This is a genomic window from Endozoicomonas numazuensis, from assembly GCF_000722635.1.
GTDB lineage: Bacteria > Pseudomonadota > Gammaproteobacteria > Pseudomonadales > Endozoicomonadaceae > Endozoicomonas_A > Endozoicomonas_A numazuensis.
Window position 1 is genome coordinate 150,799 of sequence record NZ_JOKH01000009.1, and the last position, 22,805, is coordinate 173,603.

At 48.4% G+C, this 22,805-nt stretch carries 21 protein-coding genes; 5 read left to right on the forward strand and 16 right to left on the reverse strand.

Going from position 1 to position 22,805, the window contains the following annotated elements:
* Window positions 1–14: 14 nt before the first annotated feature.
* The 12 genes from GZ78_RS24795 to GZ78_RS24855 form a co-directional block, all read right to left on the reverse strand.
* Entirely contained in the window at window positions 15–359 is a 345-nt protein-coding gene (locus GZ78_RS24795; protein WP_034842398.1) for a PilZ domain-containing protein, read from the reverse strand.
* Between the two features lie 164 nt (window positions 360–523).
* Window positions 524–1,516 (reverse strand): DNA polymerase III subunit delta', encoded by a 993-nt coding sequence (locus GZ78_RS24800; RefSeq protein ID WP_051786520.1) that lies wholly within the window; start codon window positions 1,514–1,516, stop codon window positions 524–526.
* Window positions 1,516–2,157, reverse strand: coding sequence for a dTMP kinase (tmk, locus tag GZ78_RS24805; protein ID WP_034842403.1), 642 nt, complete (start codon window positions 2,155–2,157; stop codon window positions 1,516–1,518). The genes GZ78_RS24800 and tmk overlap by 1 nt, the downstream gene beginning before the upstream one ends.
* On the reverse strand, window positions 2,157–3,203 hold the full coding sequence (gene mltG, locus GZ78_RS24810) for an endolytic transglycosylase MltG (protein WP_034842405.1): 1,047 nt from the start codon (window positions 3,201–3,203) through the stop codon (window positions 2,157–2,159). The genes tmk and mltG overlap by 1 nt, the downstream gene beginning before the upstream one ends.
* Window positions 3,196–4,044, reverse strand: coding sequence for an aminodeoxychorismate lyase (gene pabC, locus GZ78_RS24815; RefSeq protein WP_051786521.1), 849 nt, complete (start codon window positions 4,042–4,044; stop codon window positions 3,196–3,198). The genes mltG and pabC overlap by 8 nt, the downstream gene beginning before the upstream one ends.
* Before the next feature lie 243 nt (window positions 4,045–4,287).
* Entirely contained in the window at window positions 4,288–5,541 is a 1,254-nt protein-coding gene (gene fabF, locus GZ78_RS24820) for a beta-ketoacyl-ACP synthase II (RefSeq protein WP_034842408.1), read from the reverse strand.
* Between the two features lie 622 nt (window positions 5,542–6,163).
* A complete protein-coding gene (gene acpP / locus GZ78_RS24830; RefSeq protein ID WP_034842413.1) occupies window positions 6,164–6,397 on the reverse strand; it encodes an acyl carrier protein in 234 nt (77 codons plus the stop codon).
* A gap of 246 nt (window positions 6,398–6,643) precedes the next feature.
* On the reverse strand, window positions 6,644–7,390 hold the full coding sequence (gene fabG / locus GZ78_RS24835) for a 3-oxoacyl-ACP reductase FabG (RefSeq protein ID WP_034842416.1): 747 nt from the start codon (window positions 7,388–7,390) through the stop codon (window positions 6,644–6,646).
* A 173-nt stretch (window positions 7,391–7,563) separates the two neighbouring features.
* Window positions 7,564–8,496 (reverse strand): ACP S-malonyltransferase, encoded by a 933-nt coding sequence (gene fabD, locus GZ78_RS24840; RefSeq protein WP_034842418.1) that lies wholly within the window; start codon window positions 8,494–8,496, stop codon window positions 7,564–7,566.
* A gap of 200 nt (window positions 8,497–8,696) precedes the next feature.
* Complete coding sequence (plsX, locus tag GZ78_RS24845; protein ID WP_081870027.1) at window positions 8,697–9,743, reverse strand: phosphate acyltransferase PlsX; 1,047 nt, start codon at window positions 9,741–9,743, stop codon at window positions 8,697–8,699.
* A gap of 72 nt (window positions 9,744–9,815) precedes the next feature.
* Window positions 9,816–9,995 (reverse strand): 50S ribosomal protein L32, encoded by a 180-nt coding sequence (gene rpmF / locus GZ78_RS24850; protein WP_034842420.1) that lies wholly within the window; start codon window positions 9,993–9,995, stop codon window positions 9,816–9,818.
* 3 nt (window positions 9,996–9,998) lie between these two features.
* Complete coding sequence (locus tag GZ78_RS24855) at window positions 9,999–10,484, reverse strand: YceD family protein (protein WP_236631687.1); 486 nt, start codon at window positions 10,482–10,484, stop codon at window positions 9,999–10,001.
* A gap of 354 nt (window positions 10,485–10,838) precedes the next feature.
* Here GZ78_RS24855 and GZ78_RS24860 point away from each other — a divergent pair, with 354 nt between their 5' ends.
* On the forward strand, window positions 10,839–11,423 hold the full coding sequence (locus GZ78_RS24860) for a Maf family protein (RefSeq protein WP_034842548.1): 585 nt from the start codon (window positions 10,839–10,841) through the stop codon (window positions 11,421–11,423).
* 100 nt (window positions 11,424–11,523) lie between these two features.
* Window positions 11,524–11,640, forward strand: a complete 117-nt coding sequence (ccoM, locus tag GZ78_RS30835) for a cytochrome c oxidase subunit CcoM (RefSeq protein WP_330217634.1) — start codon at window positions 11,524–11,526, stop codon at window positions 11,638–11,640.
* Between the two features lie 23 nt (window positions 11,641–11,663).
* Here ccoM and GZ78_RS24865 read toward each other — a convergent pair whose 3' ends face one another.
* Window positions 11,664–12,584 carry a LysR family transcriptional regulator gene (locus GZ78_RS24865; protein WP_034842424.1) on the reverse strand — a complete coding sequence of 307 codons (921 nt, stop codon included), beginning with the start codon at window positions 12,582–12,584 and terminating at the stop codon, window positions 11,664–11,666.
* Window positions 12,585–13,084: 500 nt separating this feature from the next.
* On the opposite strand from GZ78_RS24865, the gene GZ78_RS24870 reads away from it, so the two are divergent.
* Both GZ78_RS24870 and GZ78_RS27880 read left to right on the forward strand, forming a co-directional pair.
* Entirely contained in the window at window positions 13,085–14,167 is a 1,083-nt protein-coding gene (locus GZ78_RS24870; protein ID WP_034842427.1) for a porin, read from the forward strand.
* A 761-nt stretch (window positions 14,168–14,928) separates the two neighbouring features.
* Window positions 14,929–16,014, forward strand: a complete 1,086-nt coding sequence (locus GZ78_RS27880; RefSeq protein WP_152558934.1) for a porin — start codon at window positions 14,929–14,931, stop codon at window positions 16,012–16,014.
* Between the two features lie 312 nt (window positions 16,015–16,326).
* Here the strand turns inward: GZ78_RS27880 and GZ78_RS24880 are convergent, their stop codons facing one another.
* From GZ78_RS24880 to rluC, 3 genes are all read right to left on the reverse strand, one after another.
* Window positions 16,327–17,313 (reverse strand): S49 family peptidase, encoded by a 987-nt coding sequence (locus GZ78_RS24880; RefSeq protein ID WP_051786523.1) that lies wholly within the window; start codon window positions 17,311–17,313, stop codon window positions 16,327–16,329.
* Window positions 17,314–17,400: 87 nt separating this feature from the next.
* Window positions 17,401–18,063, reverse strand: coding sequence for an HAD family hydrolase (locus tag GZ78_RS24885; RefSeq protein ID WP_201772796.1), 663 nt, complete (start codon window positions 18,061–18,063; stop codon window positions 17,401–17,403).
* Window positions 18,064–18,242: 179 nt separating this feature from the next.
* A complete protein-coding gene (gene rluC, locus GZ78_RS24890) occupies window positions 18,243–19,226 on the reverse strand; it encodes a 23S rRNA pseudouridine(955/2504/2580) synthase RluC (protein ID WP_034842433.1) in 984 nt (327 codons plus the stop codon).
* A gap of 569 nt (window positions 19,227–19,795) precedes the next feature.
* Here rluC and rne point away from each other — a divergent pair.
* Window positions 19,796–22,780 (forward strand): ribonuclease E, encoded by a 2,985-nt coding sequence (gene rne / locus GZ78_RS24895; RefSeq protein WP_152558935.1) that lies wholly within the window; start codon window positions 19,796–19,798, stop codon window positions 22,778–22,780.
* Window positions 22,781–22,805: the final 25 nt, after the last annotated feature.

Here is a 22,805-nt window from a genome sequence, read left to right on the forward strand (position 1 = left end):
TCATCACTCAACCATTACATGGTACTGGTTTCGCGATCAGACTGAAGTGCACCTGCCAGATAAGTTTCTATTTTTGTTCTCACCGCATCCGTGGGATCGGTAAACTGAACCCCGATACCGGCCATGCGGGACGAACCCTGGGGAGTAATCCAGACAACCTTGCCCGGAACCGGTAATTTATCTACCTCATCCATCAGAGTCAGACGAATAAAGACCTCATCCCCCAATGAATAACGCTTTGAAGTCGGGATAAACAACCCGCCACCGGTTATAAACGGCATATAGGATGAGTAGAGAGAAGAAGAGTCTTTGATTGTCAGAGACAAGATGCCTGACATACCACCCTTTCCACGATTCATTATTCTTCTCCTGCATCTATTTATTATTGATCGTGAAGAACCTATCTTACTGACAGTAAGGTTAAGCAATGACCCCTGCCAGCTAAAGATAAATATTCTTTACTCTTGTTTGTTTTACAACACTGTATCTGAGTTTAACCCGTCCAGCATCGGGTTGATAGAACTCACGCCAAAACCAGATCAAGGCTTCGACAGAACGTGCCTTCCATCAACATTTGAGGATTCAGATTCCCTCCTTCCAACAGAGACTGTCTTTGCGACATCAGCCAATCTCTCTCTTGCAGAAGTGCTCTGGCATCACTTTTTCTGGATATATATTCCAGCATTTTCAGCTGGTCTCGATTTCTGAGCACGGAAGCGTCTGCATTTAAACCCAGTTTAACCGCATCATCCAACCAGCCAATGATCCAGCTCAAGGTCAGAGCCAGATCCGATGACTGCCAGTTTTTTGCCAGCTCGACCGGTGTCACTTTTCCTTTAAAAAGCCCTTTCAGACCATCAGCCAATGCTTCTCTCTTTTCCAGTAAACCCTGATCCGCAAAACGCTTGGCTTCCAGGGGAGAATTAACGGTCAGATCCAACAACTGATTAACCATTGCCGGATCATCCAGCTGAGTGGATAACCATTGCTCCGCGACTTCTCGCACAGGTGTAGAAAAGTTCAGTTGCTGACAACGACTGCGGATCGTGGGCAACATATCACCGGAACGGGCACTGACCAGCAGAAAAATGGTATCGTCTCCCGGCTCCTCAAGGCATTTAAGCAGAGCGTTGGCAGCATTGACGTTCATGGCTTCTGCCGGACTCAGGATAATCACCCTTCGCCCTCCCTGCTGAGCCGTTTTATGGGCAAAGTCATTCAGTTTTCTAATACTGTCGATTCGAATGGGTCGGCCCGGATCATCCGGCTCCAGCAGGGTAAAGTCCGGATGAGTCCCCGCCTTGAGCAACTCACACTCTTTGCAATGGCCACATGCGCCAGAACCCCGAGGATTCAGGCATAACAAATAAGCAGCCAGCGCTTTAGCAAACTGAAGCTTTCCTGTTCCCGGCACCCCCTTCAGAAGGTAGGCATGAGCCAGATTATCCGACTGCTGACAGTGGACCATTTGCTCCCACTGAGTATTTTGCCAGGGCAATATGCTCCAGTCTTTCATCAACGTGCCCCCAGTCTTCTTTCGAGCACATCCAACAACTGTTTCTGAACACCTTCCAGAGACTGCCCCGCATCAATCACTTCGAACTGTTCCGGAAACTGCCTCGCTCTCTCCAGATAGGCATTACGCACCCGGATAAAAAAGTCCATTTTTTCCTGTTCAATACGATCCAGCTCACCACTTCGCCCTTTAGCTCTGGCCATTCCGATTTCAGGATCCACATCCAGAAGAATCGTCATATCCGGACGCAAAGCCCCCTGCACCAGATTTTCCAGCGTCTCAACCGGCTGTGTATTCAGGCCACGCCCTCCACCCTGATACGCATATGTGGCGTCGGTAAAGCGATCACAGAGAACTATCTCCCCTGCTTCAAGCCCGGGCAAAATATTATGAAACAGATTCTGCGATCGAGCTGCAAACATCATCAACAGCTCGGTTATATCAGACAAAGGCTCACCATGATGCCCAAGCAAAAGCGCCCGCAGCTCTTCCGCAACCTGGGTACCGCCGGGCTCACGGGTTTCAGTAAATGCCAGTTGACGGTCACTCATCCAATGCTTGATGAAATCGACCGCTGTCGTTTTACCCGCGCCTTCTCCACCTTCAATCGTCAGGAAAAAACCGGATGGGGCATTAGCCATTATTGAGTCTCCACAGTCGAGCGGTAATCTTCCCGACGCTGTTCAATCTGATACTTTCTGACAGCTCGGTTATGCTCTACCAGTGTTTTCGAAAAATAGTGAGTGCCATCGCCCTTGGCGACAAAATAGAGTGACTTGCCGTCTTTGGGATGCAAAGCAGCATGAATCGCTTCCCGCCCAGCCAGTGCAATAGGTGAAGGTGGCAGCCCACTTATTACATAGGTGTTATAGGGCGTAGGCTCCCTGAGCATACGACGACTGATATTCCCTTTATAGCGCTCACCCAGACCATAAATCACTGTAGGATCGGTTTGCAGCCGCATCCCCTTTCGCAAACGTCTGACAAAAACACCTGCAATTTCTCCTCGCTCATAGGCTACCCCGGTCTCTTTTTCGACCAGAGACGCCATAATCAGCGCCTCGTAGGCACTCTTATAAGGAAGTCCTTCAGATCGTTTTTGCCACTCTTCAGATAATACGCTACTCATTCGTTTGTAAGCACGCCTGAGTATGGATTCAACACTCGCATCCGCCTGAAAGAAATAGGTATCGGGATAAAAACGCCCCTCAGGATTCCCTTCTATCTCAAGGCTTTTATAAAGCGTCTGCATAGCCTGATCATCCAACGGCGAAGATAGCTTTTCGTGCTTATTAAGTACTGCTACCACCTCTTTCAAAGTATGACCTTCGACCAGCGTCACATTGTAGTAACGCACCTGACCGGAAGTGAAAATGTTCAGCAATTCCCGATGCGTAACCCCGGCCGGAATCAGATAATCCCCGGCATGAATCCCTCCAGCCACTTTCTCGACTCTGGCTAAAATCACCAATACTTGCGGATGTTGAAGCCAGCCTAGTTCGGCCAGACTATCAGCCACCCGAGTCATGGACTCACCCTGAGAAATGGTAAATTCCAGACTATCGACACTGTCAGGAGCTACTACTGGCTGATCCCCATACCAGTCCAGCGCCTTCCATAAAATAACGACGGCCAGTAACCCGGTGAGCAGCAGACCCACCAATGCAAATAAGAATTTTTTAAGCATTCAAAACTTCCTGAACTCTATCCCTGACTGTACAGGTCACGCTGCCTACTGACCAGTTCAGATCACCACAGGCAATCACCGGCCATATCCCGTTAACACTGTTACAGACAAAAACCTCTTCAGCTCCGGCAAGGTCCTCAAGGGAGTAATCACCCGTTTCCACTTTTAACCCCCAACCCTGAGCATGCTCCTGAATAAACTCCCTGCACACCCCATTGACCCCTGCTCTGCCAAGATCGGGAGTCAACAGCGTGCTACCCGACACCATAAAGAGATTACTCATCGTCCCTTCAACAAGCCGGTCATCCAAACCCAGTAACAGCCCCTCCAGACAATCACTCCCCTGCCATTCCGAACGCGCCATGACATTCTCAAGACGATTGAGATGCTTTAATCCGGCAAAAGCATGATCACCCATTCTGGTTTTACATTCATGCAGCCTGATACCACTGAGACCAGGCGAACCCTTATAAGCCGGCAAAGGATGAAAGGATAAAATACGACGGGGGTTTTCACATCCGACAGGATTGTATCCACGACCACCAGAGCCGCGTGTCACAATGGCTTTGAGCACGCCTTCCGGCAGTTTCTGCGCTTGCAAAAACTCACCAACTTCACGTTTGAAGCCTTCAAGATCAAAAGGAATTCTGAGTACAGCAGCCCCGGAACACAGTCTTTTACAATGGAGATCGAAAAGGGTGGGCATACCCGCCTGAACTCGAATCGTTTCAAAAAGGCCATCCCCATAAGCCAGCCCTCTGTCATTGATTGACACCAAAGACGCTGGCTCCCCGTTGACCCAGCTGACAGGATTACAATTATCCAAAACGTTCCTACTCATACATACTCCATTCATCCTGAGTTTGTCGAAGGGTGCTGGTCATGCACCTCACAGGCTCAGTGCGAACGGTATAAAGCAAAAGGCGGCTGTACTAGCGCAGCAAAAAAGACGACAAACGCATCGATAGACCTAAATAAACCAGACGCCAGGAGCCTGTCGGACTTAAGCTTTCGAGCACCTGATCTAAAGTGCACCCTCACAAAACCGTCAAACTCCGACGTTCTATCTGGGCGCAGCTTAGCCCTAATCAAGCTTCGAGAAAGCCAGGGTAACATTCGTCCCACCAAATCCGAACGAATTAGTCAGCACATGTTCCATCTCAATATTTCTGGCCTTACCCGGTACATAATCAAGGTCACAGCCCTCATCGGGATTATCCAGATTAATCGTGGGAGGAGCCTGATTATCCAAAAGAGATTTTACTGCAAAAACCGCCTCAAGCGACCCTGCCGCGCCTAACAAATGGCCGGTCATAGACTTTGTAGAACTCACAGCCACATGCCTGGCCGATTGGCCAAAGACCGTATGAATCGCCCGGGTTTCAGCAATATCACCAGCAGCAGTGGATGTACCATGAGCGTTAATATATGAAACCTGCTCCGCTTTAAGACCTGCGTCATCCAAGGCTGATTGCATTGCCCTGGCAGCCCCTCGACCATCTTCAGGTGGAGACGTCATGTGATAAGCGTCACCACTCATACCCACACCACTGAGCTCTGCATAAATAGTAGCGCCACGTCGTACAGCATGTTCGTACTCTTCCAGCACCATAACACCCGCACCATCACCCAGAACAAAACCATCCCGGTCCTTATCCCAGGGTCGACTGGCGGCTTCAGGCTGATCATTTCGGGTAGATAAGGCTCTTGCAGCAGCAAAACCTGTCATACCCAGTGCAGAAGAAGCCTTTTCAGCGCCCCCCGCCACCATAACATCGGCGTCACCGTATGCAATCGTTCTGGCAGCAAGGGCCAATGCATGACTGCCCGTTGCACAAGCTGTAGAGGTCGCAAAGTTTGGCCCCTGGAGGTTGTAATGCATGGACAACCACCCTGCGGCCATATTGATGATGGCAGCCGGTATAAAGAAGGGAGATATACGACGTGGACCAGACTTATGAAGCGTGTCATGACTCTGTTCAATAGAAGTAATGCCACCAATACCGGAACCGATTACAACACCGTAGCGACCGACATTATCACCTTTGAGCAAATCACTTCCATCCAGCCCTGCATCTTTCATGGCCTCAATGGAAGCAGCCAACGCATACTGGATAAAAACATCCATTTTTCGAGCATCTTTAGGATTGAAATAATCACCCGCCTCAAACCCTTTTACGGTACCGCAGATACTGACGCTGAACTTCTCTGTATCCAGATGATCTATCGTATGAATACCACTACGACCTGCCAATACAGACTGCCAGCTCTGCTCAACCCCCAGACCTACCGGAGATAACGCACCCAGCCCTGTTACTACTACCCTTCTATGCGACAAAACAATTCACTCCTGCATCAGATTCACTGATTTTCTTCTTGTACCGAAGCCCACACTCAGCCCTGAGCCATTAACAGCCCTGAGCCATTAACAGCCATGAGCCATTAACAGCCATGAGCCATTAACAGCCATGAGCCATTAACAGCCATGAGCCATTAACAGCCATGAGTCCCATTCGAATACATGACGGCTTACGACTGCTGGTTTACAAAAAATCATGCTTTCTGATCATGTAAAAATGATGACATTATCCTTGTGTGTGAGTGTGTAATATCCCAATCAGGCTCATAGGAGGCTGACCGAGATATACGATAACGTTTCGTGTTTGCAGTCATCACTCAAACGAGCCGACACACACTGTTATTTTTCACTGAGAAACGATGCCCGCTGCACTGAACAGTAGTCTCTTTCTTTCGTCCTCAGTTGCCTTAACGACACCCAAACATACCTATGCCCAAGAGCCTGACCAACAGAAGAAAGCACAGCGCTTTAAACCACCTGACACTTCCCACATCAAGACAAGATTTCTAATATTTCTCAAAGTAAAAACACAAAAGCCGCACGCATTTTACTGCGTACGGCTTTTTCAGGATACAGCTATTAGCCTGCAGCCTGGACAGAATCAGGAATGAGCAACAACGTAGTCGATTGCTTCCTGAACGGTGGTGATTTTTTCAGCTTCTTCGTCTGGAATCTCAGTTTCAAACTCTTCTTCCAGAGCCATCACCAGCTCAACAGTGTCCAGAGAGTCCGCGCCGAGATCCTCTACGAAAGACGCACTGTTGGTGACTTCCTCTGCTTTTACGCCAAGCTGTTCGCAAACGATCTTTTTGACGCGCTCTTCAATGGTACTCATACCTGTTTGTGCTCCTATCGATATTCGGGTGCAGAAGGGCGATTTGAAACCCGCCCTTACTGCGGTCAATTACTATATATAAACGCTTGCAGTAATTTCAAGGACAGGCCCGCGATATTACCGCAATTTTCATCTTTTTCAGAGAGGTTTTGACACCAATCAAGTGCAAATAACCCTGCACACCCTCTGATCACGAGGCCTGAAGCCTGTCAGACTCATGTTTTCGAGCATGAATCCGGCAGAATCCTAGCCCATGTACATTCCACCATTCACATGAATGGTTTCTCCGGTAATGTAACCTGCTACATCACTAGCCAGGAAAGCCACAACACCGGAAATTTCTTCAGGTTGCCCCAGACGACCCATTGGCACCTGGGACTGCAAAAAGGTTCTGTGTTCTTCTGGCAGATCACGGGTCATGTCTGTATCAATGAAACCGGGAGCTACTGTATTCACAGAAATCTGACGAGAGCCAATCTCCCGGGCCAGAGAACGACTAAAGCCCTCTACCCCAGCCTTGGCTGCTGCATAATTCGACTGCCCCTGATTGCCCATGGAACCGACAACGGAGCTGATGTTAATAATACGCCCCCAGCGAGCTTTGGTCATGCCCCTCAATACCGCTTTACTCATTCTGTAAATAGAGCTCAGATTGGTATTGACCACATCATCCCACTCATCATCCTTCATTCGCATCAGGATATTATCACGAGTAATACCCGCATTATTAACCAGAATCTGGGGTGCGCCAAATTCGGATGTTACTGCTTTTACCACTTCAGTACAGCTATCTGACACAGAAACGTTCAGCACCATACCGCAGCCTTTGATATCCTCAGCCTGCAGCATCTCGGTAATTCTTGCAGCGCCAGGCTCTGAGGTAGCCGTGCCAACCACAATAGCTCCCTGCTTGCCCAGATCAATGGCAATTGCTTTGCCAATTCCACGACTGGCGCCAGTAACCAGAGCAACCTTGCCTTCAAGGTTCGACATAGTTCTATCCTGTTGTTCTACCGCGAAGTAACCTTCAACTTTTACAGATGAAAAGCTGTCTCATCGCTTATGGCAATTGATCAAAAAAGCGCTTTACTCACTGAGCCCCGGGATTTTAACGAAACCCAGATTCAGGAACACTTTCCGACTCAGCATGGCTGAAAAATCAAGCATTAAGCCTGCCCAAGCAGATCTTCAAATGAGGACGCAAGCTCAAGCGTTGCTACAGGCGATCTGCGCACTATCCGCTTGTTAAGACCTGCCAGCACTTTACCTGCACCACACTCTGCAAACTGAGTAACACCCGCTTCATGCAAGTGCTGAACTGTCTCTACCCAGCGAACAGGACTATAAAGCTGCTTAACAAGATTTTCACGAATCTTTTCTGGTTCTGAGCAGGGTTCTGCAGTGACATTCTGAATCACTGTGATAGCAGGCTGACTCAATTCTATGGAAGCAAGCTCTACTGCCAGTTTCTCTGCTGCAGGCTTCATGAGCGCACAATGCGAAGGAACACTCACCGGTAATGGCATTGCCTTGCGCGCACCCGCTTCTTTAGCGAGCTCAACAGCACGGGCAACCGCCTCTTTTTCACCTGCAATAACCACCTGCCCCGGAGAGTTGAAATTAACCGCTTCAACCACACCACCTTGAGCGGCATCATGGCAGACTGAAATCACCTGCTGATCTTCAAGACCCAGAATGGCTGCCATGGCTCCGGTTCCAGCTGGTACAGCCTCTTGCATAAAGAGACCACGCTGGCGCACAACCCGGACAGCATCGGCAAACTTCATCGCACCAGAACACACCAGTGCCGAGTACTCACCCAGACTGTGGCCCGCCATATAAGAAGGCTTAACGCCCCCTTTCTCCAGCCAGAGCCGCCAAAGCGCCACACTGACTGTCAGCAGAGCAGGCTGAGTATTTTCAGTCTTGTTGAGCTCTTCAGCAGACCCTTCACTGATCAACTTCAGAAGGTCAAACCCGAGCACTTCGGCGGCTTCAGTAAATGTCTGTACGACAACAGGGTGATCAATATGGTCTGCAAGCATGCCTACCGACTGGGATCCCTGCCCCGGAAAAACAAACGCAAGTAAATCCGTCATTGCTTTGGGTCTAGTCCTGAAATAGCTAAATCGTTGAAAGAAGCGCACCTTTTTCCGGCTCTTCGCTTCTTCCGAGAAAAAAACTCAGGCAATTATAGAAAAAGTCGAACCCAAGGTGGGTAATTTTATGTTTCTAACTGAAAACAAATCTCACCAACAGATTCAATTTCTATACGCAGACGATCTATAGCAGCCAACGACTACAACAATCGCTCTTCAACCTCACGGGCAATCCTGACCGGAACTTCATATTCCGCCTCTTTCACCGCCTGACATATCGCACGATAGAAGCCTTTTTCATCAGCCCCACCGTGACTCTTTATAACGATTCCCTGCAACCCCAACAAACTGGCGCCATTATGCAAAACAGGATCAATCTTGCGATTAAACTCTCTCAATAGGGGGGAAATCAAAAAATAAAGAAAGCGATTCAGTAGCGAACGCTGAAAAATAGACTTCAGGCCGTCTCGTATCAGGCTTGCAACACCCTCTCCGGTTTTCAGCGCAACATTCCCGACAAAACCGTCGCAAACAATCACATCTGCACTACCGCTGAAAATATCATGACCTTCAATAAAGCCAATATATTCCAACCCCTGCTGTGCTCCAAGCTTTTCCTGAAGGAGGTGATGAGCCAACCTTACCTGCTCATTCCCCTTCATCTCTTCAGTACCAATATTCAGCAAACCCACCCTGGGTGACTCCACACCATAAACAGATGAAGCCAATTGCGCGCCCATAATGGCAAACTGATAGAGATGCATGGAGGTACAGTCGACATTAGCCCCCATATCCATCAGCAGGGCGCTACCGGTCGAGGTAGGAACACTGGCAGCTATGGCTGGCCGATCTATACCTGCAAAGGTTTTAAGCACATAACGACCCATAGCCATAAGCGCACCCGTATTACCTGCGCTGACACAGGCTTGCGCCTCGTTCTTGGCAACCAGCTCAAGCACTTTCCACATAGAGGAATCTTTTTTTCCCCTGAGCGCCAGAGAAGGCTTGTCATGCATGGTAACCGTCTTATTTGCATGAATCAGGGAAATACGAGATCGATCGGTACACTCCATATCGGAGAGGTAATCTTCGATGAGCGGTTGATCGCCGACAAGTTGGAGATGAAGAGAATTGAAGCGATCGAGCGCTCTGACGGCAGCCCGGATACGAGAACGGGGACTATCGTCCCCGCTCATAACATCAAGAGCAACCGTCATCATTGAGTCTGCGTTTGCACCCGATGTCATTTTATTCCTTGTCCCTGGAAGCCAGCTTTTGAATCACTGAACTCATTCCTTTAGTCAAACCGACCGAAGCACTTAGTCTTCGCTGGTTTCAACTACTTTCTTGCCACGGTAGAAACCTTCAGCAGAAACGTGGTGACGACGATGAGTTTCGCCGGAAGCTGCTTCTACAGACAGCTGAGCAGAAGTCAGACTGTCGTGGGAACGGCGCATGTTACGCTTAGAACGGGTTTTACGGTTTTGCTGAACAGCCATGTGTCAACTCTCCTGGATCGTAGTATCTGTTTTCAATTTGGCCAGAACGCTGAAAGGGTTACTGTTCTTGCGCTCTTTTTCTGCCTCGACGGCAGCCGCCTGAGCCTCATCTTCAGACTCAGTGGTATAGTATCGCTGAGCTGAACAGTCTTCAGGCGGATGATAGGCCACCAGCGGAAGTGCCAGAATCAGCTCTTCCTCGAGAATAGGCAATAATTCTACCGGCTCATCACCGAACATTAACGGTTCGAAATTTTCCGGCAAGGCTTTGGCCTGCTCATCAGTCAGCACCCCCATCAAATGGAGATCAGCTCGCACCGGTAGCTTGGCCACCTCCAGACAGCGCTGGCAGATCATGCTCAGTTCCGCCTCAACATGCCCTTCCAGCACAACCCGGTTATCTTCGCTCAATGAAAAGCTCAGATCGACCTGGACCTCGCCTTTGTCATCGACCAGACTGCCTACCAGTCGGTCAAACTGACTCAGCACCAGCGAACCTTGATACTGCCTGCCTTGACGCGCGAGTTTACGCGGATCAAAGGTTTTGGGTAATTGTCCGATAGCCATAAGCTCACGGGTTGGTTGTCATAAGCGCGCCATAATAGGGGCAAGAAAACTCCCTGTCAAAGGGTTTAAGCGCTTTAAACGGCTTAACTTTCAGTCATTTTGCCAGCAACCTTGAAGGCCGCAATAACAATATGTAATTTCCACCCTGGCGACATACGCTATCGAATCTTATTTCAAACAGAGCTATAAATCAGAACAGATTTCCCTTAGCTCTTGATATCACAGCCAAAAAGCTCTATTCAAGAAGAACCGATCACCCTTCCAGAACCAGAATTTATGAAAATCATCCTGGCTTCCAGTTCTCCTTATCGAAAGTCGCTATTAAAAAGGATCGACCTTCCCTTTGAATGTCACTCACCTGATATTGATGAGACTCCTCACTCTGGAGAGTCCGCTCAAGCTTTGACCATGCGCCTCTCCAGGCAAAAAGCCGAAAGACTCAAACAAGCGTACCCAGAACACCTGATCATTGCTTCGGACCAATCCGCACAGCTCAGTAAAACACTGCTCGGCAAGCCAGGATCAGAACAAAAAGCGATTGAACAGCTCATGAGTTGCAGCGGTCAATCAGTGACCTTTTATACCGGCCTCTGTCTTTTGAACACTCAAACGAATAACTGCCAGGTAGATACCGTCACTTACACCGTACACTTCCGACACTTAAGCCAACAGGAGATTGAAAACTATATAAGGAAGGAAAAGCCGCTGGACTGTGCAGGCAGCTTCAAGTGTGAAGGACTGGGCATAAGCCTGTTTTCCAAAATGGAAGGCGACGATCCTAACAGCCTGATCGGCTTACCTTTGATAAAGCTCACCAATATGCTGATTAAAGAAGGCATCAACCCCCTGCTCACGAACTAGTTAAGATTTTAATCAATCGCTCAAACATTGACTCAGATCAACACCACACCCCTTGCACAACCCTATCCTGAGGAAAACAAACACTCAGGAAAGCCATAATATGTACATGGACACAGTCGTAATCGCAGGATTACTGGCCGTCGCAAGCACCATTATCTTTGGTTGTGCAGTGGTCGGCTTCATCATTAATGACAACCGCAAAAACCAGGGCAAATAAGCCCTGGCTCTCCTGCGACATTACTATTCGCCCTTCTCGAAAAACGACTGCAACCGACTTAACAGAAACCCCCTCATCCACTGATGTGCCTGATTGAACTGCCAGTGCTCTGGCCAGACCAACTCAAATTTGAGAGGCGGAGAGTCGGCTAAGGTAGGCAATAGAACATAATCACCAAATAGATCCATAGCCAGATATTCCACATTGGTCACAATGGTAAAGGCATCATTGGAACGAATGGCCTTCAAAGCAGCCTGCAGACTTGGCAATTTGAGCCAGGGGTTTCTTAAAAACTCATACTGCTCTCGAAGACCATTTATATAAGGACTGGCAGCAATAACCGCTTGAGTGATCACAAAGGGATACTTTTCCATTTCGGTCAGGTCGAGGGTTTCACAACCACTCATCGGATGAGTTTTGTGCATCAGAACATTAAACGACGCTGCTGCCACTACCTCTTTACAGAGACTCTCGGTCGTATCAGGTAAGGTAACTATGACACCCAGGTCGAGCTCACCCGATTCCATGGAGGAAATCATATTTTCACAGGGCAGTGACACAGAACTGGTCACACCCGGAGCAACCTGCTTAAGCTCGATCAACGCCTGAATCAGAAAATTCTCAAGAATGACCGACCCCGTACCAATCCGAAAATGATGCTCACTGGTTGCAGGATCAAAATACTGATTTTCAAACAGCGTTTCAGAATCTGCCATTAACTTTGAAACCAATGGTTGAACTTGACGCGCTTTTTCAGATAGAAAAATATGATTCCCCTCCCTTATCAGGATTGGATCATTTAACGTCTCTCGCAACTGCGACAAAGTCCTGCTCATTGTGGACTGAGTGACATGCATCTGATCTGCTGCACGGGTTACACTGCCGGTATCCAGAATAGCCTGCAAAGCCGGCAGCAAACTCATTTTCAGTCGATTACTGGCCATGAGTACAACTCTCTCTATTAGACATTAGAAATGCCCATAGCTGAAAACGGGTGGCCCAGATTACTCGTTACAAGCTCTGAAACAAACTGTTTTCGCTCTATGAAAGCACTTTGTTTTAGCCTCTTTTTGATGAAGAGGTGAAGACAAAACCCTTTCACACATTCTGATAACCCGGAGAAACCACAATACTGACAAAAAAAAACCGGCATCAATGACTCTGAGCCGATGCCGGCAAACACACACAACACATGAATCGGAGTAAGTGATTCATAGCGAAAAGATTACGCAGTTCGCCTCACCTGAGCCAGTGAAAGAAATCACTCAGCCCATTGAACTGACCGATAAGCACTTTACCCCCCTCCCCTCCCCCCCCTCCTCACCACTTAACACATTCACGATTTCGATCTTGTCATTGGAGCTTTCAACGTGACCCCCTGGCACCAATTACATAACAATCTCGGCTCAACATTTAACACACAGTCAGTTGGGATATAGAAATCGTGTACAAGAAGATTCTGGCCGTAGCCGTAGCCACAGCAGTGGCAGGTCCAGCAATGGCATTGGACGTTTTTGATGATGGTACTAACAGCCTGAGCATCGGTGGTCGTATTGGAGTCGTCGCCAAGAGCAAAGATGGCGACAACACATTAAATAACGACAGCGCTCGTATTAACTTCAAGTTTGCTCATAAATTTGAAAGCGGATGGACGGGTGTCGGTGTCGCTGAATGGGGATTTCGCGCCAAAGACGAATACACTGATATAAAAAATTCAGTCGGTAAAGTCATTGGCTCTGAAAAGAAAGATACTTTCTTTAACCGCCTGGGGTACGTTGGCCTGAATCATGATGAGATCGGTGCATTTACAGCAGGTAAAAACTGGAGTGTGACATACGACGTTTCGGGCTGGACCGACATGTACGCAATCGGCGGCGGTAATGCCATGGGTATTTACGAAGGCCGTAATGGCGGCGACTTCGATGGTTCTGCCCGAGCCGATGATACCATCCAATATCGCAATAGCTTTGGCGGCCTGAACGTTGGCGTTCAATATCAGATGCAGGATCATTCAGTCACCGACGCAAGACGTGACTCTGGTTATGGCCTCTCTGCCAGCTATGATCTGGCCATAGGACTCTCTGTGGGTGCAACTTACTCTGAGACCCGATACGAAGAAACAACCCAGTATGCAGGCCAGGACAAATCCAAGTCCACTACCGCCGGCCTTAAGTTCGAGAACGAAAACCTATACCTGGCCGCCATGTACGGCGAATTCAGAAATAAAACCGAACTGGGTGACAAGCTGAACGCAAAATCCAAAGGCGTTGAATTATACGGTCGACTGGCCATGGATAATATCCTGCAAGGCTTCTCTCTGCAGGCAGGTTACAACGAGCTAAAAGACGACAGCAAGACAACCGCCGACCAAACCAAGGCTACCTTCAAGGAAACCATGATGGGTGCCATTTATGAGACCGGCCCAATGCAGTTTGCCGTCGAATACGCTAAAGATGACAGCAAAAACATGGATGGCAAGAAAGAAGCTGACAACACGCTATCCCTGCAGGCTCGTTACTACTTCTAAACCCACCAAAGCAATAAAAAGACCGGTAATCACGCCGGTCTTTTTATAAATAGAATAAATATTTTCATAGCTCCCCCCACACAATTCCCCAACCTGACTTCCAATACTTTGACATCAAGAAATAAAAAAACAAAAGCTATGATTAAGGGAAACAAATAGATTTAAAGTTCGAAAAATACCAGAATTGAAATATATAGATTTTGTATAGTTATCTATACAAAAGGTAAAGACAGGGATTAAAAATAGAAAATAAAATCAGAGAAAACAACCCATACACAACACTTATGAGTATAATAAATAATCTCAATATCATTAAATAACACACATAGAAAAAGCCTAACAATTTCTGAAAAAGCCATAAAAACTTAACAACCAAGCGTCCTCAAAAAAGACTTAAACCAACTTCTCACCTCACTATTCACCTCACTATTCACCTCACTATTTACTGCACAAAAAACCAATCAACCAACACACCAAAAAGCCACACACAGCAAGACTTACAAGCCTTAAAATCAGAAATAACTTTAAGCGAAACAATCAATCAATTGTGCAAAAAAAAATGCTTAAAAATTAATAAAGCTACCGACTTAAATAGCACTTTAAAGAACAATAAACAAAAACAGTTAATCATCATAAAAAACAATCAAAAATCCTTTATTTAAAGAAAACCAAACAAAATCCACTATTGATTTAACCCTTTTAATTAAATAAAAATTCAAACCGCAACACTAAAACTATACACATGAGTGAGAGTCTAAATCGTGCATAAGAAAATACTGGCCGTAGCAGTAGCCGCTACCGTGGCAGGTCCAGCAATGGCACTTGAGGTATACGATGATGGTACTGACAGTTTAAGCATTGGCGGAAAAATTGGCTTTTATGTCCAGAACAAAGACCATGATGAAGAACTGAACAACGACTGCAACCGAATTAACTTTGAATATGCTCACAAGTTCGCCAGTGGCTGGACAGGACAGGGGGTGATGGAATGGCGTATTCGTACTGTTGACGAGTACGAATCAGACGGTGAAAAGAAAGACTTTATTTCCAACCGTTTGGGCTTTGTCGGACTTAGTCACGATGACTACGGCTCTTTCATTGCCGGTAAGAACTGGAGCGTCACTTACGACGTTTCTGGCTGGACTGACAGTTATGCCATTCTTGGGGGTAACGCAATGGGAGTATACGAAGGCCGAAATGGCGGTGATTACGATGGCACCGCCCGCGCTGATGACGCACTCCAGTATCGCAACAGCTTTGGTGGCTTAAACATCGGTTTGCAGTACCAGCTGCAAAGTGACCCGGCAACCCAAAACGATACGAACAACCTTACCGACGATAACGTACAGCGTGATCACGGCTACGGCATTGCTTTGAGCTATGAATTACCCATGGGTCTGTCCGTGGGCGCAACCTATAACGAAACGCAGTATGAAGACATTGCCAAATACGCTGGCCAGGATAAGTCGAAGTCTGCAACCGCCGGTCTGAAGTATGAGAATGAAGGCCTTTATCTGGCAGCCGTGTATGGCGAGTTTCACAACAAAACAGAACTGGGAGACAAGCTGAACGCCAAATCTAACGGTCTTGAGCTGTATGGCAGACTGGCTCTTAACAACGTATTGCAGGGCTTTTCAGTAGAAGCCGGATACAACGACCTGAAAGACGACAGCAAGGCAGAAGCAGACCAGACTGAAGCCACCTTTAAGGAAGCCATGGTCGGTGCTATTTACGAGACCGGACCTATGCAGTTCGCTGTTGAATACGCCAAAAACGACAGCAAGAACGAAATAGGTAAAAAGGACGCAGATAACACTTTATCTCTGCAGGCCCGCTACTACTTCTGATTTCAGCCAGCCCAGAAGCAAAAAAGGTCAGCGACTATGCTGACCTTTTTTGCTTCTGGAAGAATTATACACTTCGGCTAAGGATTTACCCCAAAATAACTTCCCGATTTTCACCCGGATTCCGTTCGCCCTGAGCTTGTCGAAGGGTTATGGCATTGGGCTTCGACAAGCTCAGCCCGAACGGATTTTGAGCAGATTTGAATAAGGAAGTTATTTTGGGTCCTAAGCCAAGTAAAACAATGAAAAAGCTCAGAGCGGCTCCGAATAGCCTCAAACTACCTATTCGGAGCGTTAACCATGGCTACTGCATGGCTACTGAAGGGACAATGAATTCAACCCAAGCACTTTAACGGCGGTGGAGGCAACGCCCGCACCAAAGTCCCGAGCAAAACGCTCAAAGGGTGTCAAACGGAGTGAAAAGTCGACAATTTCTTCTTCGCCAATCACTTCACGGGCAACATAGCCTGCACTACCCAGCCCATCCAGCAAACCCAGCTTTACAGCCTGCTCGCCAGTCCAGACCATTCCGGAAAAGATATCCTTATCATCTACCAGACGATCGCCACGCCCCTGTTTTACGACATTGATAAATTGATTATGAATCGTATCCAGAGATTGCTGCCAGCGCTCTGTAGCTGCCGCATCCTGAGGCTGAAAAGGATCATTAAACGCTTTAAACTCACCTGCAGTGTATGTACGACGACTCACACCGAGTTTTTTCATGGCCTCAACAAATCCAAAGCCTGAAGAAATCACCCCGATTGAACCTACCAGACTGGCCTTATCTGCGTATATTTTATCCGCCGCAGCCGCCACGTAGTAACCACCTGATGCTCCAATATCCATGACAACCGCATAGAGAGGAATCTCTGGATAAAGATCTTTAAGGCGCCTGATTTCGTCGTAAATATAACCCGACTGAACAGGGCTGCCACCCGGACTGTTAATACGAAGGATAACGCCTTTTGTTCCCTTATCTTCAAAAGCCGCACGCAACCCCGTGACAACAGTGTCTGCATTCACATCATCTGTACCAATAACACCATCCAGTTCAACCAGTGCAGTATGAGAAGCACTGGTGGGTGCATTCACGGTATCTACCTGCATGGTGTTGTAGATGACGCCAATGGAGACAAATAACCAGGTAAAAGTCAGCAGCTTGAAGAATATCCCCCAGCGACGCGCACGACGCTGCTCTTTCAACGCCCCCTGAGCCAGACCTTCAACCAGCGTCCAGGCACGCCCTTCCCTATCATCAGACTGTTCATAGTCATCACTCTCATTCCATGAACTTCTCACTCAACTCACTCCTGTTATTTTCAACAAGCCTTTCTGTCCCCATCGAGCCCGACAAGAGAACAAAATAACGTTTTTCATTTCTGACAGTCAGTGTCTGCCCAACCAATCAATTAACTCATCAAAGGAATCCACAGTGTGTACCGGCTGATACTCTTTCAGATTGCTTTTATTTTGAGCACCATACGTCACTCCCACACTGTCTATCCCTGCATTAGCAGCCATAGCCAGGTCAAACCCGGAATCTCCAACCATCAAAGTCTGGTCAGCAGTAACATGAAACTCATCCAGCAACTGTTCAAGCATCATTGGATGAGGCTTTGAGTGCGCATCATCCGCCGTTCGGCTCGCTTCAAAAAAGGACTGATAGTCATTAGCAGTCATTGAACGATTAAGACCCGCTCTTCTTTTACCGGTCGCCACTGCCATTTTAATTCCGGTATTTTTCAAAAACTCCAACCCCTGAGTAACACCGGGATAAGGCCGTGAAGGCTGCTGTTCAAGCTCAAGATGAAAATCCCGATAGGCCTCACGATAAGCGACCAGACGGTCTTCATCCAGATCAGGGTAAAGCGTTGTAATAGCCTCCCCCAGACTCAAACCGATGATACCTTTATAAACCTCATCTGCCAGAACTGGCAACCCCAAGCTCTCAGCGGCCTTTGCCAGAGCAGTAACAATATTTGGCACAGAATCAATCAAGGTTCCATCCCAGTCAAATACAACCAGCGAATACTCTTTTCTTTCCATCATACCCAATCAAATCACTACTTCTTAAATGCCCATAGCACGTAAAATGCCCATAGCACGTAAAATGCCCATAGCGCGTAAAATGCCCATAGCGCGTAAAATGCCCATAGCGCGTAAAATGCCCATAGCGCGTAAAATACCCATAGCACGAGAAAAAAACCAAGAGCAACTTCACAAAACGCTCAATGACTCAGCGTTTCAAGCACACCATCAAGATCTTCTGGCAAAGCTGCATCAATCGCTAACGCCTGACCTTCAGGCAACACCAACTCCAGTCTGGCAGCATGGAGAAACAGTCTTTTCAGACCAAACTCCCTGAACCGTCTATTGTCTTCATCCGACGTATATTTATCATCCCCGAGAATGGGATACCCGGCATGGAGACAATGCACCCTGATCTGATGAGTCCTGCCGGTAACCGGGCTAGCCTCCACCAGTGTGGCCGTTTCATTGGCATGACTATACCGTTCAAGAACTTTATAGAGTGTTTTTGAACGCTTTCCTTCCAAATCTACAGTAACCACCCTCTCTCCTGAACGCAGAGTATTTTTCAGCAGAGGCGCATTAACCAAAACCTTCCTGCTTGGCCAACGACCCAAAACAAGAGCGTTATAGATTTTATTGATCTTACCTTCTTTCAACTGGGCGTGAAGATAACGAAGCATGCTTCGCTTCTTGGCAATCATCAGGCATCCTGAAGTGTCGCGATCGAGGCGATGCACCAATTCCAGACTCCGCTCTTGCGGACGAATATTGCGCAACGTTTCAATCACACCATAAGAAATACCACTGCCACCATGAACCGCAATACCAGCTGGCTTATTGATAATGATCAGAGATTTATCTTCATACAGAATGGCGCCTTCCAACTTATGAATGATGGCCGCACTGGGACTGGCTCTGGAAGTTTTTTCTGCAACTCTGACGGGTGGAACTCTTAACAAATCACCGTCCTGCAGGCGGTAATCTGCTGTCACACGCTTTTTGTTTACACGTACTTCACCTTTACGAATAATTCTGTATACCCGTGTTTTAGGTACACCTTTGAGAATCCGCACTAGATAATTATCGACCCGCTGCCCGGCATCTTCGCTATCAATATTGATCATTCTTACCGCTGGGCGGGATTCCCCGGCTTGCCGGGAGTCGTTCTGATGTCTATCCATCGCGCTATAGTATCAGCTTTCCCTCATTTGAAGCACTTACTGATTACTGATATAGTTGTGGCACTGCCTTGTGCATATACGAAAAGGCAGTTCGATTTACGAAACCTGAGAGCGGCCGGCAGCGGGAAAGGCAAATATGAAAGAGCCATAAAGCCCCCTGAACCGAAGCCGATGACACTCAGGACTATTGAAACACCATCACGGCTCTGCCGTGTAAGATAAACAGCGCTACTCTCTGTCAAGCTGTGCACCCCCGGATTCCGGGCGTGAGGAAAATTCCGGGAAATTAGACACTATTATCGGCCTATTTTTTTATCGAGCCTTTAGATATCGATAAGCGCCGAAAGATCCCGGCAGAACCGAATTCCCCGCCCAAGGTGGCCCGTCTGAATCAAGGCCTGGTCACCAGTTTGATGCTATATCGTTACAAAGCAGGTTAAAGAAGTACTGGGAAGTAAGTCTGATAGCACAGATTATAAACCGGCAGTTCCGCATCAGTGACGGACCGGAAGACAAGAAAACGGGCAGTGCCGGCTTGAGAGGCTAGCCTCTGAATGTATCGGTACTCTATGAAGAGAATGTTAATCAACGCAACTCAGTCTGAAGAGTTGCGCGTTGCGCTGGTTGATGGCCAGCGTCTTTACGACCTGGACATCGAGTCTGGCGCTCGTGAACAGAAAAAAGCCAACATCTACAAAGGGAAAATAACCCGGGTTGAACCCAGCCTGGAAGCCGCCTTTGTGGACTTTGGTGCTGAGCGACACGGATTCCTTCCTCTGAAGGAAATATCTCGTGAATATTTTTCCTCTCCACACCATGGTGGACGCCCGAATATAAAGGACGTTATCAAGGAAGGACAGGAAGTCATTGTTCAGGTAGATAAAGAAGAGCGTGGCAATAAAGGTGCAGCCCTGACTACGTTGGTCAGTCTGGCTGGTCGCTATCTCGTACTCATGCCCAACAACCCTAGAGCAGGCGGTATTTCCCGTCGGATCGAGGGTGATGAGCGTGCAGAATTGCGCGAAATCCTGAGCAATCTCAATATCCCTTCAGAAATGGGCGTCATTGTTCGTACTGCAGGCCTGGGTCGCTCCAAGGAAGAGTTGCAGTGGGATCTCGATTATCTGCTTCAACTGTGGAGCTCCATTAAAGATGCTGCACACAAGCCTGCCCCTCTTCTGATTTATCAGGAAAGCAACGTCATTATCCGGGCTATCCGCGATTACTTGCGTCAGGACATTAGTGAAGTGCTGATCGACAAAAACAGTGTTTTTGACGAAGCTCTGGATTTCATCAAACAGGTCATGCCTCAGTACCAGCACAAAATCAAGCTGTATAAAGATGGCATCCCCCTGTTCAACCGCTTCCAGATTGAATCCCAGATCGAAACAGCTTTCCAGCGTGAAGTTAAGTTACCATCAGGCGGCTCTATTGTTATCGACCCGACTGAAGCACTGGTTTCCATCGATATCAACTCTGCCCGCGCAACCCGTGGTGGTGATATTGAAGAAACAGCCCTGAACACCAACCTGGAAGCGGCCGATGAAATCGCTCGTCAGCTCAGACTCCGTGATATCGGCGGTCTGATCGTGATTGACTTCATCGACATGAGCCACAATCGCAACCAGCGTGAAGTCGAAAACCGTATCCGTCAGGCTTTATCCATGGATCGCGCGCGCGTTCAGACAGGACGCATTTCTCGCTTCGGTCTGCTGGAAATGTCACGTCAGCGCCTGCGTCCGTCTCTGGGTGAAACCAGTGGTGTTGTCTGCCCAAGATGTTCAGGTCAGGGCACCATTCGTGACATAGAGTCTCTGGCCCTGTCCATTCTTCGCCTGATGGAAGAGGAAGCTCTGAAAGATAAAACTTCAGAGATCCGTGCCCAGGTACCGGTAACTGTTGCTGCATTCCTGCTGAATGAAAAGCGTCAGACTATCGCCAAGATTGAGAAACGACACAAGGTTCGCATTGTTGCTGTTCCCAATCCAAACCTGGAAACACCTCACTACGACGTCCAGCGCCTGAGAGATGATCACGTAGTAGAAGGCTCAGAGAGCAGCTACGAAATCATCACTACAGAAGAGCCTCAGGAAGAAGAAGCACCGGTTTCACAGACCAAAGCAACTCCCCGTCCGGAAGCTGCCGTCAAGAACGTTGCACCCGCTAAACCTGCGCCTGCTCAGCCTGAAAAACAGGGCATGCTGAAGTCTTTTGTCAAAGCTATTGGCGGCCTCTTTGCAGCCGAAGAAACGACAGAACAGCCTGCTCAGCCAGAAACGCGCAAGCCTGCACGCCAGCAACGCCAGCAACGCCAGCCAAGAGACCGCGACAATCAGCAGCGGGATAATCGTGGACAGCGCCAGCAGCGTAACAAGCCCCAGCAACGCAAAGAGCAGCCTGAAGATCGGCCGGCTCGTAACAACGAGCGCCGCCGTGGCAATAGCCCTCGACAACAGGACGATAGAAAGGAAAGCACACCTCGTCAGGAAAGACAGGAGCGCAGTCCTCGCCAACAGGAAGAGCGCAGCCCTCGCCGCCAACAGCAGGAAAGACGAGAGCGTCGCGAACCGGTAGCTGAGCCGAAGCAACAGGAGCAAGCAGCTTCCGTTACTGAGCAGCAAGAAGATAACCGTCGCCGTCGTCGTCCCGGCTCTGCTCAGCGCAGAAGAAACAACCGCCCCTCTCAGAGAGACCGTAGCCAGCAGGAGCAACCTGTTCTGCCTTCTCTGTCTCAACCTGAAGAGAGCAAAGCAGAAGCACCAGCACAACCTGCTACTGCCAAAGCGCCTGCAGAACAGACTGCTCAGAAACAGAGCCCTAAGCCTGTAACTCAGCAAGAAGTTAAAGCGCGACAGGAAGCACCCACTGAGAAGGCAGTATCCAGACAGCCTGAACAAAAAGCAGCCAGCCAACCTGAAAAGGTCGAAGCGGTTGTGGAAGCTCCTGTAACCAAGCCCACTGAGGAAGTGACTCAGCAACCAGCTCCAACGGCCAGTCAGAAGCCTCAGGCTGAAGACACACCGGAAAAGGTAATCAGCGAGCCGGCTGAAGCGCCTAAAGCGGCAACGCCTCGAATGACTGAAATGGCCAAGGCAGTAGCTGCCAGCAGCCATAGAGAAGCCGCACCTATACAGCAGCCCAGCACTCCTGTTCAACCCAGTGTTGAGCCCGTCACTGAAAAAGCAGAAGAGCCCGCTAAACCTGCAGCTCCAACTGTAGAGACGGTCAAAAAGGAAGCTGCTCCTGTACAGCAAGAAGCACCTGCTGCTCCGGCCACGGCGACACCACCTCAGAAACAAGAAGCACCAAAAGCTGCCAAACCTAAAGCAGCAGCCGAACCTGCTTCAAATGTTGTTGATGTAAACAATAATGAGGAAGCCGCCCAGCAAGCACCTGCATCACGCCGCAGACGCAGTAGAGCTCATAACGACCCTCGAATGAAGCGTCGCCAAGAGCAAGCTGCTGCCGCTGCCGCAGCTGAGTCCGCAAAGACCACCGAAGACAAGCCTGCGGATGATCAACCATCCACGGCTTCTGCATCCCAGGAAAATTAATGATCAGCCCGGTGATTATTCACCG

Excerpts from the sequence above, each read along its gene's own strand:
- GZ78_RS24885 (WP_201772796.1), bottom strand. The coding sequence starts at position 18,063 with ATGATGGAAAGAAAAGAGTATTCGCTGGTTGTATTTGACTGGGATGGA.
- mltG (WP_034842405.1), bottom strand. The coding sequence starts at position 3,203 with ATGCTTAAAAAATTCTTATTTGCATTGGTGGGTCTGCTGCTCACCGGG.
- GZ78_RS24795 (WP_034842398.1), bottom strand. The coding sequence starts at position 359 with ATGAATCGTGGAAAGGGTGGTATGTCAGGCATCTTGTCTCTGACAATC.
- GZ78_RS24860 (WP_034842548.1), top strand. The coding sequence starts at position 10,839 with ATGAAAATCATCCTGGCTTCCAGTTCTCCTTATCGAAAGTCGCTATTA.
- rne (WP_152558935.1), top strand. The coding sequence starts at position 19,796 with ATGAAGAGAATGTTAATCAACGCAACTCAGTCTGAAGAGTTGCGCGTT.
- tmk (WP_034842403.1), bottom strand. The coding sequence starts at position 2,157 with ATGGCTAATGCCCCATCCGGTTTTTTCCTGACGATTGAAGGTGGAGAA.
- plsX (WP_081870027.1), bottom strand. The coding sequence starts at position 9,743 with ATGACATCGGGTGCAAACGCAGACTCAATGATGACGGTTGCTCTTGAT.
- pabC (WP_051786521.1), bottom strand. The coding sequence starts at position 4,044 with ATGAGTAGGAACGTTTTGGATAATTGTAATCCTGTCAGCTGGGTCAAC.
- rluC (WP_034842433.1), bottom strand. The coding sequence starts at position 19,226 with ATGGATAGACATCAGAACGACTCCCGGCAAGCCGGGGAATCCCGCCCA.
- fabG (WP_034842416.1), bottom strand. The coding sequence starts at position 7,390 with ATGTCGAACCTTGAAGGCAAGGTTGCTCTGGTTACTGGCGCCAGTCGT.
- GZ78_RS24800 (WP_051786520.1), bottom strand. The coding sequence starts at position 1,516 with ATGAAAGACTGGAGCATATTGCCCTGGCAAAATACTCAGTGGGAGCAA.
- acpP (WP_034842413.1), bottom strand. The coding sequence starts at position 6,397 with ATGAGTACCATTGAAGAGCGCGTCAAAAAGATCGTTTGCGAACAGCTT.
- fabD (WP_034842418.1), bottom strand. The coding sequence starts at position 8,496 with ATGACGGATTTACTTGCGTTTGTTTTTCCGGGGCAGGGATCCCAGTCG.
- rpmF (WP_034842420.1), bottom strand. The coding sequence starts at position 9,995 with ATGGCTGTTCAGCAAAACCGTAAAACCCGTTCTAAGCGTAACATGCGC.
- ccoM (WP_330217634.1), top strand. The coding sequence starts at position 11,524 with ATGTACATGGACACAGTCGTAATCGCAGGATTACTGGCCGTCGCAAGC.
- GZ78_RS24865 (WP_034842424.1), bottom strand. The coding sequence starts at position 12,584 with ATGGCCAGTAATCGACTGAAAATGAGTTTGCTGCCGGCTTTGCAGGCT.